Source organism: Pseudonocardia sp. CA-107938, assembly GCF_050936315.1.
Lineage (GTDB): Bacteria > Actinomycetota > Actinomycetes > Mycobacteriales > Pseudonocardiaceae > Pseudonocardia.
The window spans coordinates 209,683-222,315 of record NZ_JBNJNA010000002.1; the positions used below are offsets into that span (position 1 = coordinate 209,683).

Sequence of the window (12,633 nt, forward strand, 5' to 3'; positions counted from 1 at the left end):
GAGCACCGGAGGGAACCGTCCATGTCGACCGCATCGGATGCGACGCCGAACGCAGCGCGCCCCCTCGACCCCACAGGCCCGACCCGCGCCGAACGGCGCGTCGCCGAGCAGCCCACGACCGTCATGCCCGACCGGCGCACCACCGTCGCCCGTCAGCGGCTGGCCTTCGGCGGGATCAGGTGGGGTTCGGCGTTCTTCGGCTGGCTCACCGCCATGGGCACGGCCGTCCTGCTGACGGCTGTCGCCGCCGCCATCGGCGGCCTCGCCGGCCTGACCACCCCCGCGGCGCTCACCGGCTACGGCATCACGGCCGGCATCGTCGTGCTGGCCGTTCTGTTCGTCGCCTACCTCGCCGGCGGCTACGTCGCCGGGCGCATGGCCCGGTTCGACGGCGTCAAGCAGGGCTTCGCCGTGTGGCTGTGGTCGCTGATCGTCGCCGCCGTCGTCACGCTGCTGGGCCTGGCCACCGGCCTGCGCTTCACCGACCCGTCGATGGCCAACGGGCTGCCGGCGCTCCCGACCCTCCCCGAGGCGTTCACGGCCGCCGCCGTCGTCGCTGGCCTGCTCGCCCTCGGCGCGGCCCTCCTGGGCGCCCTGCTCGGCGGGCTGGCCGGCATGCGCTACCACCGCCGCATCGACCGCGCGGGCTTCGAGGAAACCTGACGTCACACACCCCGCGGCCACCGCACACAGGGTGCAACCTGTGTGCGGTGGCCGCGCGCTGTGTGAGGTCTGCGGGTCAGGCCGGTTCCGGCTGTCCCGTGTAGAACGCCGTGGTGCGGGCGGCGGCCGCGAGCGCGTCCTCGGCCGGCCAGCCCTCGGCGATCCACGCCTGCGCCCAGCCCGCGCTGGCGGCGCTGATGAACGCGACGCCCTCCGGCGATCCCGTCCACGCCTCGGCCGCGGCGGGATCGACGCTCTCGCCGGTCTCGATGTGCCGGGCGAGCCCGCTGCTCAGCGCGAGGTCCCAGCCCACGCCGACCGCACCCGGCCCGTACTGCGCCCACCGCGCGTCGTCGTTCACGTGGGCGACGTGCTCCAGGGTGAGGCGCGCGCCGTCCCCCTCCGGGGTCAGGGTCACCTCGATCCAGCTGACGTCGCCGCCGTACTCCCAGGTGGCGGCGAACGAGTGCGGCGCGTCGCATCGCTCGACGGTGCCGCCGGCGTTGCCGGCCAGCTGGTACTTCCCACCCACGGCGAGCTCGCCCTCGACCGGCAGGAACCAGCGCGGCAGCCGGCGCGGGTTGGTGCAGGCGTCCCACAGGTCGTCGACGGTGGTGGGGTAGGCGCGGCTGATCGTGGCGACCTTCGCCTCGCCGGCCTCCAGGGTGCGGGTGCCGAGCGTGCGGCGGACGTCGCTCACGCCGCCCGCAACGGTGGGTTCAGGCATCTCGTCTCCGTTCTCGCTTGCCGCGGGCGATCTCGGTCGCCAACGCGTCGAGGTGAGGGGTCCAGAAGTGGCGGAAGCGGTCGAGCCAGGCGTCGACCTCCCGCAGCGCCTCGGGTGCCACGGCGTAGATGCGCCGGGTGCCCTCGGCCTGCACGCTCGCGAAACCGTTCTCGCGCAGCACCTTGAGGTGTTGGGAGACCGCGGGCTGGGAGATCCCGAACTCCTCCCGGATCACCGCAGACACCGCGCCGGAGGTCAGCTCGCCGTCGCCGAGGAGCTCCAGGATGCGGCGCCGGACGGGATCACCCAGTACGTCGAACGCGTGCACGGACCGAGAGTAGAAGTGTCAGCTTATATAAGTCAAGCGTGAGATAGCGGGGGAACTGGGCGACGGTCGCCGTCGGGCCCTCGGTAGGCTGGTAGCTCTTCTCCTCCCGTCCGCAGTCCTGGAGCGTTCCCCGTGGCCAGCAAGCCCTCTTCCGGCAAGATCGAGAAAATCGTCGCGCTCGCCAAGCGGCGCGGATTCGTCTTCGCGTCGGGCGAGATCTACGGCGGAACCCGGTCTGCCTGGGACTACGGCCCCCTCGGCGTCGAGCTCAAGGAGAACGTCAAGCGGCAGTGGTGGAAGTTCATGGTCACCGGCCGCGAGGACGTCGTCGGCCTCGACAGCTCGGTGATCCTGCCCCGCCAGGTGTGGGTGGCGTCCGGTCACGTCGGCACGTTCAACGACCCGCTCGTCGAGTGCCTCTCCTGCCACAAGCGGTTCCGCGCCGACCAGCTCGCCGAGGAGTACACCGAGCGCACCGGCAAGGCCGCGAGCGAGGACGACCTCTCCGACGTCCCGTGCCCCCACTGCGGCACCCGCGGCCAGTACACCGCGCCGCAGGACTTCAACATGATGCTCGAGACCTACCTCGGCCCGGTGAAGTCCGAGGAAGGCCTCGCCTACCTGCGCCCCGAGACCGCGCAGGGCATCTTCATCAACTTCCTCAACGTGCAGACCACCGCGCGCCGCAAGCCGCCGTTCGGCATCGGCCAGATCGGCAAGAGCTTCCGCAACGAGATCACCCCGGGCAACTTCATCTTCCGCACCCGCGAGTTCGAGCAGATGGAGATGGAGTACTTCGTCGAGCCCGGCAGCGACGAGGAACTGCACCAGTACTGGATCGACCAGCGCACCGAGTGGTACGTCGACCTGGGCATCTCCCGCGACAACCTGCGCCACTACGAGCACCCCAAGGAGAAGCTCTCCCACTACTCGAAGCGCACCGTCGACATCGAGTACCGGTTTGAGTTCACCGGCCAGGAATGGGGCGAGCTGGAAGGCATCGCCAACCGCACCGACTTCGACCTGACGGCGCACTCCAACCACTCCGGCGTCGACCTGTCGTCCCTCGACCAGGCCACCAACACCCGCTACCGCCCCTACGTCATCGAACCCGCCGCTGGCGTGGGCCGCTCGATGATGGCGTTCCTCATCGAGGCCTACGACGAGGAGGAGGTGCCCACCGCGAAGGGCGGCACCGACACCCGCGTCGTGCTTCACCTCGACCGGCGGCTCGCACCCGTCAAGGTCGCGGTGCTGCCGCTGTCGCGCAACGCCGAGCTCTCGCCGAAGGCCCGCGAGCTGGCCGCCACCCTGCGCAAGCACTGGAACGTCGACTTCGACGACGCCGGCGCCATCGGCCGCCGCTACCGCCGCCAGGACGAGATCGGCACCCCGTTCTGCGTCACCGTCGACTTCGACACCCTCACCGACGACGCCGTCACCATCCGCGAACGCGACAGCATGGCGCAGGAACGCATCCCCCTCGCCGAAGTCGAAGGCTGGCTGGCGGCGCGGCTGATCGGCTGCTGAGGGTCAGGGGCCGAGGTTCTGCACCACCATCTCGGCCACCGGGCGGGCCTTCTGGCAGGCCAGGTCGTGGGTCATGCGTTGGGAGCCGCTGTAGGTGAAGCTGACCTGCAGAGATTGTCCCGGCCTGACATCGAGGAGGATGGAGCATTCCTTCTCGAAGTCGGTGATGCTGCTGCGCGCGATCACTGCACGGTAGCGACCGACCATGAACTCCCCGCCGACGGCGTTCATGGCGTCGATACCGATGTTCCCGCCTGAGACCAGGTAGGAGCCGACGGGTTCCGACAGATAGTGAGTCCAGACGCAGGATCGTGTTCCGGACGGCGAGGTTCCGGGCCGGGGACCCTTCACCTCGAGACTCTGCGCCTGGGCAGGGCTGATCGCTGTACAGAAGTCGAATGTGGTCATGTCGATTGACCGGGTGCCTGGCATCGCGGGCTCGGCGGCCGGCGGTCCGGGCGTCACTGGCGGATTGCTCGGTGCCGGCGAGCCCGCAACGCCGGCGGAGCAACCGGTCACGATCAGCGCAGCGGTGATTGCTCCCATGAAGGGCGCCCGCCTCATGTCCTTTCCCACGGGCGGAGGAATGTACCCAGCGTCGCATTGATCGCGGCGACGGACGCCACCTGAGCTTGTGGCGTCATCGCCGCGATCTCATCGTCGGTGTAGTGGTATGCCTTTGCGGCTGCTTCGAGTTTGGTGGCCATGTCGAGCAGCTCGTTCACATGCTGGTGACACTCGCCGATCAACCGCGACACGCGTTCGGGGAACGCAATCGCCGCATCAGCCGAGACGGGATCGCCGCCGTACAGATGGGACTTGTACCCGAGGTCTTGGCCCTCTTGATCAAGGGTCGCCTTGAGCTCCTCGTACTCCTCCAGGATCGCCTTCCGCACGTACAGCACGTTCTCCGCGTCCACCCGGAGCCCCGCGGCGTCGGCGTGGGCCTTGGCCACCGCGGCGTCGACCATCCCCGCCGCGTCGCCTTCGTAGCTCCCCATGGCCTCAGCGTAGAAGCCGGGGCGGCGCGGCGGGGGCGGTTCGGGAGAACCGGTGTCAGCCGCCGAACCGCTCCGCGCCGGGGCCGGTGAGGGTTCCGGCGGGGAGGTGCCGTCCGCAGGTCAGGAGCAGGAGGTCGCGGGCACGGCCCTGGACGAGGGTGCCGTCACCGAAGGTCCAGTCGGTGTCGGTCGCTTCCAGCCGTACGCCGTCGAGGTCGACGCCGAAGTAGCGGGCCGACTTCACCGACAGCCCGCCGAGCACCATGACGACCCGCTCGACGGACGTGTCGTCGGCGCGGCCGAGCGGGACCGACACGTCCAATCCGTGGATGACGTCGTGCGACAGGGCGCCGAGCGGGCCGCCTCCGGGCGGGGTCCACGGGTGGTCGATGTTGGCGCGCAGCACGTCGACGAGCTGGGCAGGGGAGAGCGCCGCCGCGTCGGCCTTGGCCCGGCGGTCGGACATGCGGTTGAAGTTGCCGCGCGAGCGCGCCATCTCCAGCACGAAGCGGGGCAGCGAGTAGCGGTAGGGCATCGTCGTGTGCGCCAGCACCTCGTGCACGTGCCAGCCGGCGCACAGGCTCGCCGTCCGCCACTGCTCCGGGGTGAGGGAGGCGTACAGGTCAACCAGTGCGCGCCGCTCTGCGGCCACGGCGGATCTGATCTCGTCGGTCACGACGATGACGACCAGCCTCGGCCGCCGATCTCATCGCTCAGCCGCGGTAGGCGAGCAGTTGCACGCCCAGCTCGCTCTCCGCGCGCTGGACGGCGGCGACCTGTTCGGCGGTCAGCGGGGCGTACGGGTACTGCGGCGTGTACGCGACGAGCGGGCAGCCCAGCTGCTCCTCCAGCGTGCGCACCTTCTGCAACGCGTCCGCGTCGAGCTGGGCGGGACGCAGGATGGGGGCGGTCATCGGCGCAGGGTAGGGCCTCCGGCGGCCACGAGCAGGGTGGTTCGCCCGAAGGGGCTACCTCGCGGGCAGGAGCCGGTCGAGCAGGTCCTGCAACGTGACGAAGCCGGTGGGCTCCGCGCCGCCCGCCGCGACGAGCGCGAGGTGGTTGCGTTCCTCGCGCATGGCGCGGAGGGCGTCGTGGACGGGCTGGTCGGCAGCGAGGACGGGCAGGGGCCGGCGCAGGTCCGCGGCGGTGGTGCCGGCGGGGACGGCGAGCGCGTCGCGGACGTGCACGAACCCGGTCGGACGCCCGTCGCCGTCGACGACGAACAACCGCAGGTGCCCGCTCGCGCGCGCCACGGCCCGGATGTCCGCCGGCGTGGCGGTCGCCGACACGGAGGCCATGCCGGCGCGCGGCCGGGCCAGCTCCTGCAGGGGTGCGGCGTCCAGTTCCAGCGCGGTCACGAGCTGGTCGTGGCGCGCCTCGTCGAGCGCGCCGGCGGTGGCGGAGTGGTCGACGAGCTGGCGCAGGTCGTCGCGGTTGCGGCCGCCCGCGAGCTCGTTGACGGGTTCGACGCCGACGAGCCGCAGCAGGCCGTTGGCCAGCGCGTTGAGCCCCACGAGCAGCGGACGGGTGAGCACCATGAACCCGCGAATGGGCAGCGCGAGCAGCGTGGCCGAGCGCTCCGGGTGCGCGATCGCCCACGACTTCGGCGCCATCTCGCCGACCACCAGGTGCACGAACGTCACGACGAGCAGCGACAGCAGGAACGCGACGATCGTCGCGGCGGGCTCCCCGAGACCGCCGAACAGCGGTTCCAGCAGTGCCTCGACCGCAGGCTTGCCGACCGCGCCGAGCCCGACGGTGCACAGCGTGATGCCGAGCTGGGAACCGGCGAGCAGCAGCGACAGGTCCTGGGCGCTGCGCAGCGCGGCACGGGCCGATGCGCTCGTCGCGGCGGCCTCCTCCAGCCGGTGCCGCCGCGCCGCGACCAGCGCGAACTCGATCGCGACGAAGAACGCCGACAGCGCGACCAGCGCCGCGGAGACGATGAGGGCCCACGTGGTGGTCACGACTGCTCCCAGGCGAGCCGGACGGTGGCCGGCACCCGCCGGTCCACCGCGGTGACGGTGACGGTGAGGACCCGCCCGTGGACGGGCACCGCGACCGCGTCGCCGACCTGCGGCAGCCGCTGCAGGTGCGCGATCACGAGCCCGCCGATCGTGCGGTACTCCCCGGCGGGCAGGTCCGCGTCGATCAGCCGCTCCACCTCCTCGACGGACAGCGTGCCCGGCGCCGTCCACTCGCCGTCGCCGACGGCGGTGCGGTCGGTGCCGGCCGCGTCGTGCTCGTCGGTGATCTCGCCGACCAGCTCCTCTGCGATGTCCTCGACGGTGATCACCCCGGCCATCCCGCCGTACTCGTCGACGACGACGGCGAGCTCCTCGCCGGCCGCGCGCAGCTCGTCCAGCACTGCGGGCAGCGGCAGGCTGGCCGGAACCAGCACCGGCCGCCGGGCGATGTCGCTGACCTGGAGCCCGTCCGCGTCGGGCCGCTCCTCGGCGGCCAGCACGTCGCGCAGGCAGACCACGCCGACGACGTCCTCGGGCGTGGCGCCGAGCACGGGGAGCCGCGAGTGCCCCGACGCCAGCACGCCGACGAGCTCGGCGAGGGTGGCGCCCGCCCGCACGGTGGTGACCCGCGGGCGGGGGATCATCGCGGCCGCGGCGGTGCGGTCGGTGAAGTCGAGCACGCGGTCGAGCAGCACGGAGAGGTCGTCGTCGAGGTCGCCGCTGCCGCGGGACTCGTCGATGATCGCCTCCAGGTCGCGCGGGGTGGCGGCGTGCTCGACGTCGTGCACGGGCTCGATGCGCAGAGCGCGCAGCAGCAGGTTCGAGGCCGCGTCGAAGATCCGGATCAGCCAGCCGAACGTCGCCAGGTAGAGCGACGTGGACAGGGCCAGCGCGCGGGCCACCGGCTCGGGTCGGGCGATCGCGAGGTTCTTGGGGGCCAGCTCGCCGATCACCATCTGCACGACGGTGACGATCACGAGGGCCAGTGCGGCACCCACCGCCACCCCGGCGCCGGAGCCGCCGAGCAGCTCACCCACCCCGTCGCCGATCAGCGGTTCCGCGACGTAGCCGGCCAGCAGACCGGTGACGGTGATGCCGAGCTGGGCGCCCGACAGCATGAAGGAGGTGCGCCGGGTGACGCCGAGCGCGCGGTCGGCCGTGGCGTCACCCGCCGCGGCCCGCGCCTTCAGCCGCGACCGGTCGACGGCCATGTAGCCGAACTCCTGGGCGACGAACCAGCCGGTGAACACGGTGATCACCAGCACGACGAGGACGCCGAGCAGGATCGAGAGCAGGGTCATGCGGTCCGCCCGTCGTGGGCGGTGCCGGTACTGCAGGCGGGGTCCATCGGCTCCGTTCCTCGGAAGTTCCTCGACCGTGCAACGAGTCGATGATCCTCCAGGTTCCGTCTCCTGTCCTGACGGACGTCATGGGTGGGCCGCGTGACCTGCACCTATCGTGGATCCATGGCCGAACCTGGTCCGGACTTCCGCCACCTGACCCGCCCCCGGTGGTACGTCGTCGCCGGCGGTTGGGCGCTTGTGCTGACCGTTCCCACGATCGTCGCGGCCACCTCGATGCATCCCCAGTGGCAGCGCGTGCTGCTCACGCTCGGCGTGCTCGCGTACGCGCTGCTGTACGTGTTCGGGCTGTACGAGGCGATGTTCCGGGACCGGACGGGCTGGTGGTCGGCCGGGCTGGTGCTCGCGATGGGGGCGCTGTGGACGACCATGGCGGTCGAGGGCACCGGGGTGATCGCGCTCAGCTTCCTCGTCGTGTCGGTGCTGGCCGTGCTGCCGAAGCGGTGGGGCGGGCTCGCGGCCGTGCTCACCGCCGTGGCCGCCGCCGGGTTCGTCTGGCTGGTGCGCGGCACGCTGGAACTCGGTGACCTCATCGGGATGGCGGCGATCACGATGGCCCAGATCGGGATGTTCGGGCTCATCCGCATCAACTCCGAGCTGCGCGCGGCCCGCGAGGAACTGGCCCGGCTCGCCGTCACCGCGGAACGCGAGCGGATGGCCCGCGACCTGCACGACGTGCTCGGGCACAGCCTCACCACCATCACCGTCAAGGCCGCGCTGGCCCGGCGGCTGCTCGAGCACGGCGAGCACGACCGGGCCGCCGTCGAGGTCACCGACGTCGAGACGCTGGGGCGGCAGGCGCTCGCCGACGTGCGGTCCACCGTGGCGGCCAACCGGGTCGCGTCGCTGCCGCGGGAGATCGCGACCGGCCGCGAGGCGCTGCGTGCCGCCGGTATCACCGCTGAGATGCCCGTCGCCGTCGACGACGTGCCGGCGGATCGCCAGCACGCCTTCGCGTACGTGCTGCGCGAGGGCGTCACCAACGTCATCCGGCACAGCGGCGCCAGCACCGTCACCGTGCGGCTGAGCCCGGAGTCGATCGAGATCGTCGACGACGGGGTGGGCAGCCCCGCTGGCACGCCGTCCGGGAACGGGCTGCGCGGGCTCGCGGAACGGGTCGCCGCCGTCGGCGGCTGGGTGGACGCGGGTCCGACACCGAGCGGGGGCTACCGGCTGCGCGCCGAGGTCGCTCCGGCACCCAAGGGGGCGCTGCGGTGATCCGGGTCCTGCTGGCCGACGACCAGGCGATGGTCCGCGGTGCGCTCGCCGCGATGCTCGGGCTGGAGAGCGACATCGAGATCGTGGCCCAGGTCGGCACCGGGTCGGCGGTGGTGCCGGCGGCACGCGCTGCCCGTCCCGACGTCGCCCTGCTCGACGTGCAGATGCCCGACGGCGACGGGCTCACCGCCGCGCAGGAGCTGCGGGCCGCGCTGCCCGGGTGCCGGGTCGTCGTCCTGACCACGTTCGGCCGACCCGGCTACCTCGCGCGCGCCATGCGGGCGGGCGCCAGCGGCTTCGTCGTCAAGGATGCGCCGCCCGAGCAGCTCGCCGACGCCGTCCGGCGGGTGCACGCGGGGCTGCGCGTCGTGGACCCGGCGCTCGCTGCCGAGTCCCTGTCCAGCGGCACCAGCCCGCTGACCCCGCGCGAGCACGACGTCCTCGTCGCCGCCACCGATGGGGCCACCGTCGCCGACATCGCCGCCACCCTGCACCTGTCGGAGGGCACCGTCCGCAACCACCTCTCCAACGCCATCGGCAAGACCGGCGCGCGCACCCGCGCCGAGGCCGTCCGGCTGGCGGACGAGCGCGGCTGGCTCTGACCTCGATCCGAATTCCGCATCTCAGCCTCACGGAATCCACAACTCGCCGACGCGAGAACCACGACTCGCCGACACGGAAACCGCGACTCGCGCGGTGACCCGAGGCGGCCCCGCGAGTCGTGGAAACCGTGCCGGCGAGTCGTGGAAATCGGGACGGGGAGATGTGGATTCCGGGACGGCGGGGCGTGCGGGGTTAGGGTCCGTCGGTGACTGATCTGCGGGAGCTGGGAGCTGCGCTGTCCACCTGGGCCGGGGAGGGGCCGGTCGGGGTGGTGCGGGTGCTGGAGCGGCACGGGTTCGGCACCGTGGAGAGCGGGCAGCTGCTCGCCGGGACGGCGGCGGGTGCGGTGGCCGGGGCGCTCTACCGCGGCGCTCTCGACGCGGCCGCGGTGCCGCTGGCCGCTGCCGCGGCGGCTGCGCCGGCGACGCGCGCGGCCCACGTCGCCGAGCCCGACGCGCTCGCGGCCGGCCTGGCCTGCGCCGGCGGTGCCACGCTGCTGGGCCACCCATTGCCTCCGGCGGTCGCGACCGCGCTGGGGGAGGCGTTGCAGCGTGGGGTGCCCGCCGCGCTGGTCGCGACGCTCGACGGCACGTCGGCGCTGGTGCTGACGGGGCCGGAGCTGGCGGAGTCCGCCGGTGGCCTCGGCCCGGAGCTCGACGGCGTCGCCGTCGAGGCGGCGCGTTCGCTGCTGCGCCGCGGCGCGACCGTCACGGAGCGCGTGCCGGCCGGCGACACGGAGCTGCTGCTGGATCTGTGGGTGCCCGTGCCGACCGTGCTGGTCGTCGGCTCGGGCGCGATCGGCGCCGCCCTCGACGGGCAGGCCGCGCTGCTGGGCTGGCAGGTGCGCCACGAGCCGGACGTCGACGCCGCGACGGCCGCCGTCGAGGCGTTCGGCGACGCCGACGTGCTGGTGCTGCTCGACCACGCGCCGGCGTTCGACGCGACGCTGGTCGAGGGGCTGCGCCGCGGCCGCGGGTTCATCGGCGCCTTGGGCTCACGGCGCACGCAGGCGGCGCGGTGGGAGCGGCTGCGCGCGGCCGGCGTGACCGAGGACGAGCTGGCCCGCCTGCACGGGCCGGTCGGGCTGGACCTCGGCGCGCGCACACCTGCCGAGACGGCCGTGTCGATCGTGGCGCAGGTGATCGCCGCGCGGGCCGGCCGATCCGGGCAGGCGCTCGTCGCGGCGGAGGGCCAGATCGGCGCCTGAACGCGACTCGCCACGCGTGCGGGCGGCCGGTCGGGGTCCGGGAGCGCCTGGCACTATCGGACACCGGAGGGCGAGTGCGGAGGGACTCATGTCGTCGGATGCGGTGACCGTGCCCGCGTGGCGCGATGCCCGTACCCGACGCCTGCGCCGGGAGTCGCCGGGCGCCGGCGCCTGGATCGTGCGGATCCTGGTGGGCGCGCTGCTCATGGGGCTGCTGGTGGTCGGGGGCACGGCGTTCCGGGTCTGGCAGGTCGCGCGGGTCGACGACCGGCGCCCCGTCGACGCCGTCGTCGTGCTCGGGGCCGCCCAGTACGACGGCGACCCCAGCTCGATCTTCGCCGCCCGCCTGCGGCACGCCCAGCAGCTGCTGGAGGCGGGGTTGGCGCCGCGCATCGTCACGACGGGCGGAAACCGGGCCGGTGACTCGTTCACCGAGGCCGAGGCGGGCCGGCGCTACCTGCTCGACCGCGGGGTGCCGGCGAGCGCGGTCGTCGCGGTGCCCGTCGGTTCGGACACGCTGGGCAGCCTGGAGGCGGTCGCCGCCCGCGCGAGCAAGGATGGCTGGCGCAGGGCGCTGCTCGTCTCGGACCCGTGGCACTCGCTGCGCGCCCGGCAGATGGCCCGCGACTCCGGGCTGGACGCGTGGACCTCGCCGACCCGGACGGGCCCGGTCGTGCAGACGAGGGAGACGCAGTTCCGCTACATCGTCCGCGAGACCGGGGCGCTGCTGTACTACCAGCTCACCCACGCCTCGGTGGACACGGAGACGAGCGGCGTCGGGTGAGCGGCTACCCCTACTCCGACCACGATCGCGAGAGGATCGCGCCGGAGACCCCGAAGGGCACCGCGGCGTCGGATCGGCGCAGCCCGTTCTCCCGGGACCGGGCTCGGGTGCTGCACTCCGCGGCGCTGCGCCGCCTGGCCGGGAAGACGCAGGTCGTGGGCCCGGGAGAGGGCGCCGAGGTGAGCGGGGCGCCGCGCACCCGGCTGACGCACTCGCTGGAGGTCGCGCAGATCGGCCGCGGCATCGCCGAGGACCTCGGGTGCGACCCCGACGTCGTCGACACGGCCGGGCTCGCCCACGACATCGGGCACCCGCCGTTCGGGCACAACGGCGAGAAGGCGCTCGACGAGTTCGGCGCCGCGTGCGGCGGGTTCGAGGGCAACGCGCAGACCCTGCGCATCCTCACCCGCCTCGAACCCAAGGTCGGCGGTGGCGGGCTCAACCTGACCAGGGCGTCGCTCGACGCCTCCTGCAAGTACCCGTGGGTGCGGCGGCCCGGTCAGCGCAAATACGGGGCCTACCCCGACGACGCGGCGGTGTTCGCGTGGATCCGCGAGGGCGCCCCGACCGATCGCCGTTGCCTGGAGGCCCAGGTCATGGACTGGGCCGACGACGTCGCCTACTCCGTGCACGACGTCGAGGACGGGATCGTCTCCGCCCGCATCGACCTCGGCGCGCTGTCCTCGTCGACGGAGGGTGCCGCGCTGGTGGAGCTGGCGGCGCGGCTCTTCGGCGGCGAACCCGACGCGCTGACCGCGGCCGGGCGGGAGCTGCTCGCCCTGCCTGCCGTCGAGGCGGTGGTGGCGCAGCGCGACGCGCTCGGCAGCGCGGCCGGCCAGATCGCGCTCAAGCGGCTGACCAGCGACCTCGTCGGCCGGTTCGTCACGGCCGCCACGGCCGCCACCCGCGAGCGGCACGGTGACCGCCCGCTCGGCCGCTACGCCGCCGACCTGGTGGTGCCGGAGGCCGCCGCGGCCGAGGTCGCGCTGCTCAAGGCGGTGGCGGTGCGGTACGTGATGGCCGATCCCGTCCGGCTCGCGATGCAGGCCCGCCAGCGCGAGCTGCTCGCCGAGCTGGGCGCGGCGCTGCTGGCCAAGGCGCCGGACGCGCTGGACCCGGCGTTCGCCGCGGAATGGGCGCTGGCCGATGACGACGCGACGCGGCACCGCGTCGTCATCGACCAGATCGCCCTGCTCACCGACCAGCAGGCGATCGCCCGGCACGCGGCCGTGGTGCGCTGAACC

General features: G+C 73.2%; 15 protein-coding genes. 7 read left to right on the forward strand and 8 right to left on the reverse strand.

Annotated elements, in window-relative coordinates; translation table 11 throughout:
• Positions 1–21: 21 nt before the first annotated feature.
• Positions 22–663: a hypothetical protein gene (locus ACQEVB_RS33885; RefSeq protein WP_432981441.1), complete on the forward strand. Its 642-nt coding sequence runs from the start codon at positions 22–24 to the stop codon at positions 661–663.
• 76 nt (positions 664–739) lie between these two features.
• Here ACQEVB_RS33885 and ACQEVB_RS33890 read toward each other — a convergent pair whose 3' ends face one another.
• Positions 740–1,390: an SRPBCC family protein gene (locus ACQEVB_RS33890; RefSeq protein WP_432981444.1), complete on the reverse strand. Its 651-nt coding sequence runs from the start codon at positions 1,388–1,390 to the stop codon at positions 740–742.
• Complete coding sequence (locus ACQEVB_RS33895) at positions 1,383–1,718, reverse strand: ArsR/SmtB family transcription factor (protein ID WP_432981447.1); 336 nt, start codon at positions 1,716–1,718, stop codon at positions 1,383–1,385. Before ACQEVB_RS33895 ends, ACQEVB_RS33890 begins: the two co-directional genes overlap by 8 nt.
• Positions 1,719–1,850: 132 nt before the next feature.
• On the opposite strand from ACQEVB_RS33895, the gene ACQEVB_RS33900 reads away from it, so the two are divergent.
• Positions 1,851–3,248, forward strand: a complete 1,398-nt coding sequence (locus ACQEVB_RS33900) for a glycine--tRNA ligase (protein ID WP_432981450.1) — start codon at positions 1,851–1,853, stop codon at positions 3,246–3,248.
• A gap of 3 nt (positions 3,249–3,251) precedes the next feature.
• Here ACQEVB_RS33900 and ACQEVB_RS33905 read toward each other — a convergent pair whose 3' ends face one another.
• The 6 genes from ACQEVB_RS33905 to ACQEVB_RS33930 are packed head-to-tail and all read right to left on the reverse strand — an operon-like array spanning position 3,252 to position 7,517.
• Positions 3,252–3,824 (reverse strand): DUF3558 domain-containing protein, encoded by a 573-nt coding sequence (locus tag ACQEVB_RS33905; RefSeq protein WP_432981453.1) that lies wholly within the window; start codon positions 3,822–3,824, stop codon positions 3,252–3,254.
• Positions 3,809–4,249 (reverse strand): hypothetical protein, encoded by a 441-nt coding sequence (locus ACQEVB_RS33910; protein ID WP_432981456.1) that lies wholly within the window; start codon positions 4,247–4,249, stop codon positions 3,809–3,811. Before ACQEVB_RS33910 ends, ACQEVB_RS33905 begins: the two co-directional genes overlap by 16 nt.
• A gap of 55 nt (positions 4,250–4,304) precedes the next feature.
• Positions 4,305–4,925, reverse strand: coding sequence for a maleylpyruvate isomerase family mycothiol-dependent enzyme (locus ACQEVB_RS33915; protein ID WP_432981459.1), 621 nt, complete (start codon positions 4,923–4,925; stop codon positions 4,305–4,307).
• A gap of 37 nt (positions 4,926–4,962) precedes the next feature.
• Positions 4,963–5,163 carry a hypothetical protein gene (locus ACQEVB_RS33920; RefSeq protein WP_432981462.1) on the reverse strand — a complete coding sequence of 67 codons (201 nt, stop codon included), beginning with the start codon at positions 5,161–5,163 and terminating at the stop codon, positions 4,963–4,965.
• A 54-nt stretch (positions 5,164–5,217) separates the two neighbouring features.
• Positions 5,218–6,216, reverse strand: a complete 999-nt coding sequence (locus ACQEVB_RS33925; protein ID WP_432981465.1) for a hemolysin family protein — start codon at positions 6,214–6,216, stop codon at positions 5,218–5,220.
• Positions 6,213–7,517 carry a hemolysin family protein gene (locus ACQEVB_RS33930; RefSeq protein ID WP_432981468.1) on the reverse strand — a complete coding sequence of 435 codons (1,305 nt, stop codon included), beginning with the start codon at positions 7,515–7,517 and terminating at the stop codon, positions 6,213–6,215. The genes ACQEVB_RS33925 and ACQEVB_RS33930 overlap by 4 nt, the downstream gene beginning before the upstream one ends.
• 165 nt (positions 7,518–7,682) lie before the next feature.
• Between ACQEVB_RS33930 and ACQEVB_RS33935 the strand changes: the two genes are divergently transcribed.
• The 5 genes from ACQEVB_RS33935 to ACQEVB_RS33955 all read left to right on the forward strand — a co-directional run bounded on the left by ACQEVB_RS33935 (position 7,683) and on the right by ACQEVB_RS33955 (position 12,630).
• The gene (locus ACQEVB_RS33935; protein WP_432981471.1) at positions 7,683–8,795 is read left to right on the forward strand and encodes a sensor histidine kinase; all 1,113 of its coding nucleotides are present in this window, start codon (positions 7,683–7,685) and stop codon (positions 8,793–8,795) included.
• Positions 8,792–9,397 (forward strand): response regulator, encoded by a 606-nt coding sequence (locus ACQEVB_RS33940; RefSeq protein WP_432981474.1) that lies wholly within the window; start codon positions 8,792–8,794, stop codon positions 9,395–9,397. Before ACQEVB_RS33935 ends, ACQEVB_RS33940 begins: the two co-directional genes overlap by 4 nt.
• A gap of 206 nt (positions 9,398–9,603) precedes the next feature.
• Positions 9,604–10,605, forward strand: a complete 1,002-nt coding sequence (locus ACQEVB_RS33945; protein WP_432981475.1) for an XdhC family protein — start codon at positions 9,604–9,606, stop codon at positions 10,603–10,605.
• A gap of 205 nt (positions 10,606–10,810) precedes the next feature.
• Positions 10,811–11,389, forward strand: coding sequence for a YdcF family protein (locus tag ACQEVB_RS33950; RefSeq protein WP_432985432.1), 579 nt, complete (start codon positions 10,811–10,813; stop codon positions 11,387–11,389).
• A complete protein-coding gene (locus ACQEVB_RS33955; RefSeq protein WP_432981478.1) occupies positions 11,386–12,630 on the forward strand; it encodes a deoxyguanosinetriphosphate triphosphohydrolase in 1,245 nt (414 codons plus the stop codon). The genes ACQEVB_RS33950 and ACQEVB_RS33955 overlap by 4 nt, the downstream gene beginning before the upstream one ends.
• The last annotated feature ends 3 nt before the right edge of the window (positions 12,631–12,633 follow it).

Excerpts from the sequence above, each read along its gene's own strand:
- ACQEVB_RS33890 (WP_432981444.1), bottom strand. The coding sequence starts at position 1,390 with ATGCCTGAACCCACCGTTGCGGGCGGCGTGAGCGACGTCCGCCGCACG.
- ACQEVB_RS33930 (WP_432981468.1), bottom strand. The coding sequence starts at position 7,517 with ATGACCCTGCTCTCGATCCTGCTCGGCGTCCTCGTCGTGCTGGTGATC.
- ACQEVB_RS33920 (WP_432981462.1), bottom strand. The coding sequence starts at position 5,163 with ATGACCGCCCCCATCCTGCGTCCCGCCCAGCTCGACGCGGACGCGTTG.
- ACQEVB_RS33910 (WP_432981456.1), bottom strand. The coding sequence starts at position 4,249 with ATGGGGAGCTACGAAGGCGACGCGGCGGGGATGGTCGACGCCGCGGTG.
- ACQEVB_RS33950 (WP_432985432.1), top strand. The coding sequence starts at position 10,811 with ATGGGGCTGCTGGTGGTCGGGGGCACGGCGTTCCGGGTCTGGCAGGTC.
- ACQEVB_RS33935 (WP_432981471.1), top strand. The coding sequence starts at position 7,683 with ATGGCCGAACCTGGTCCGGACTTCCGCCACCTGACCCGCCCCCGGTGG.
- ACQEVB_RS33885 (WP_432981441.1), top strand. The coding sequence starts at position 22 with ATGTCGACCGCATCGGATGCGACGCCGAACGCAGCGCGCCCCCTCGAC.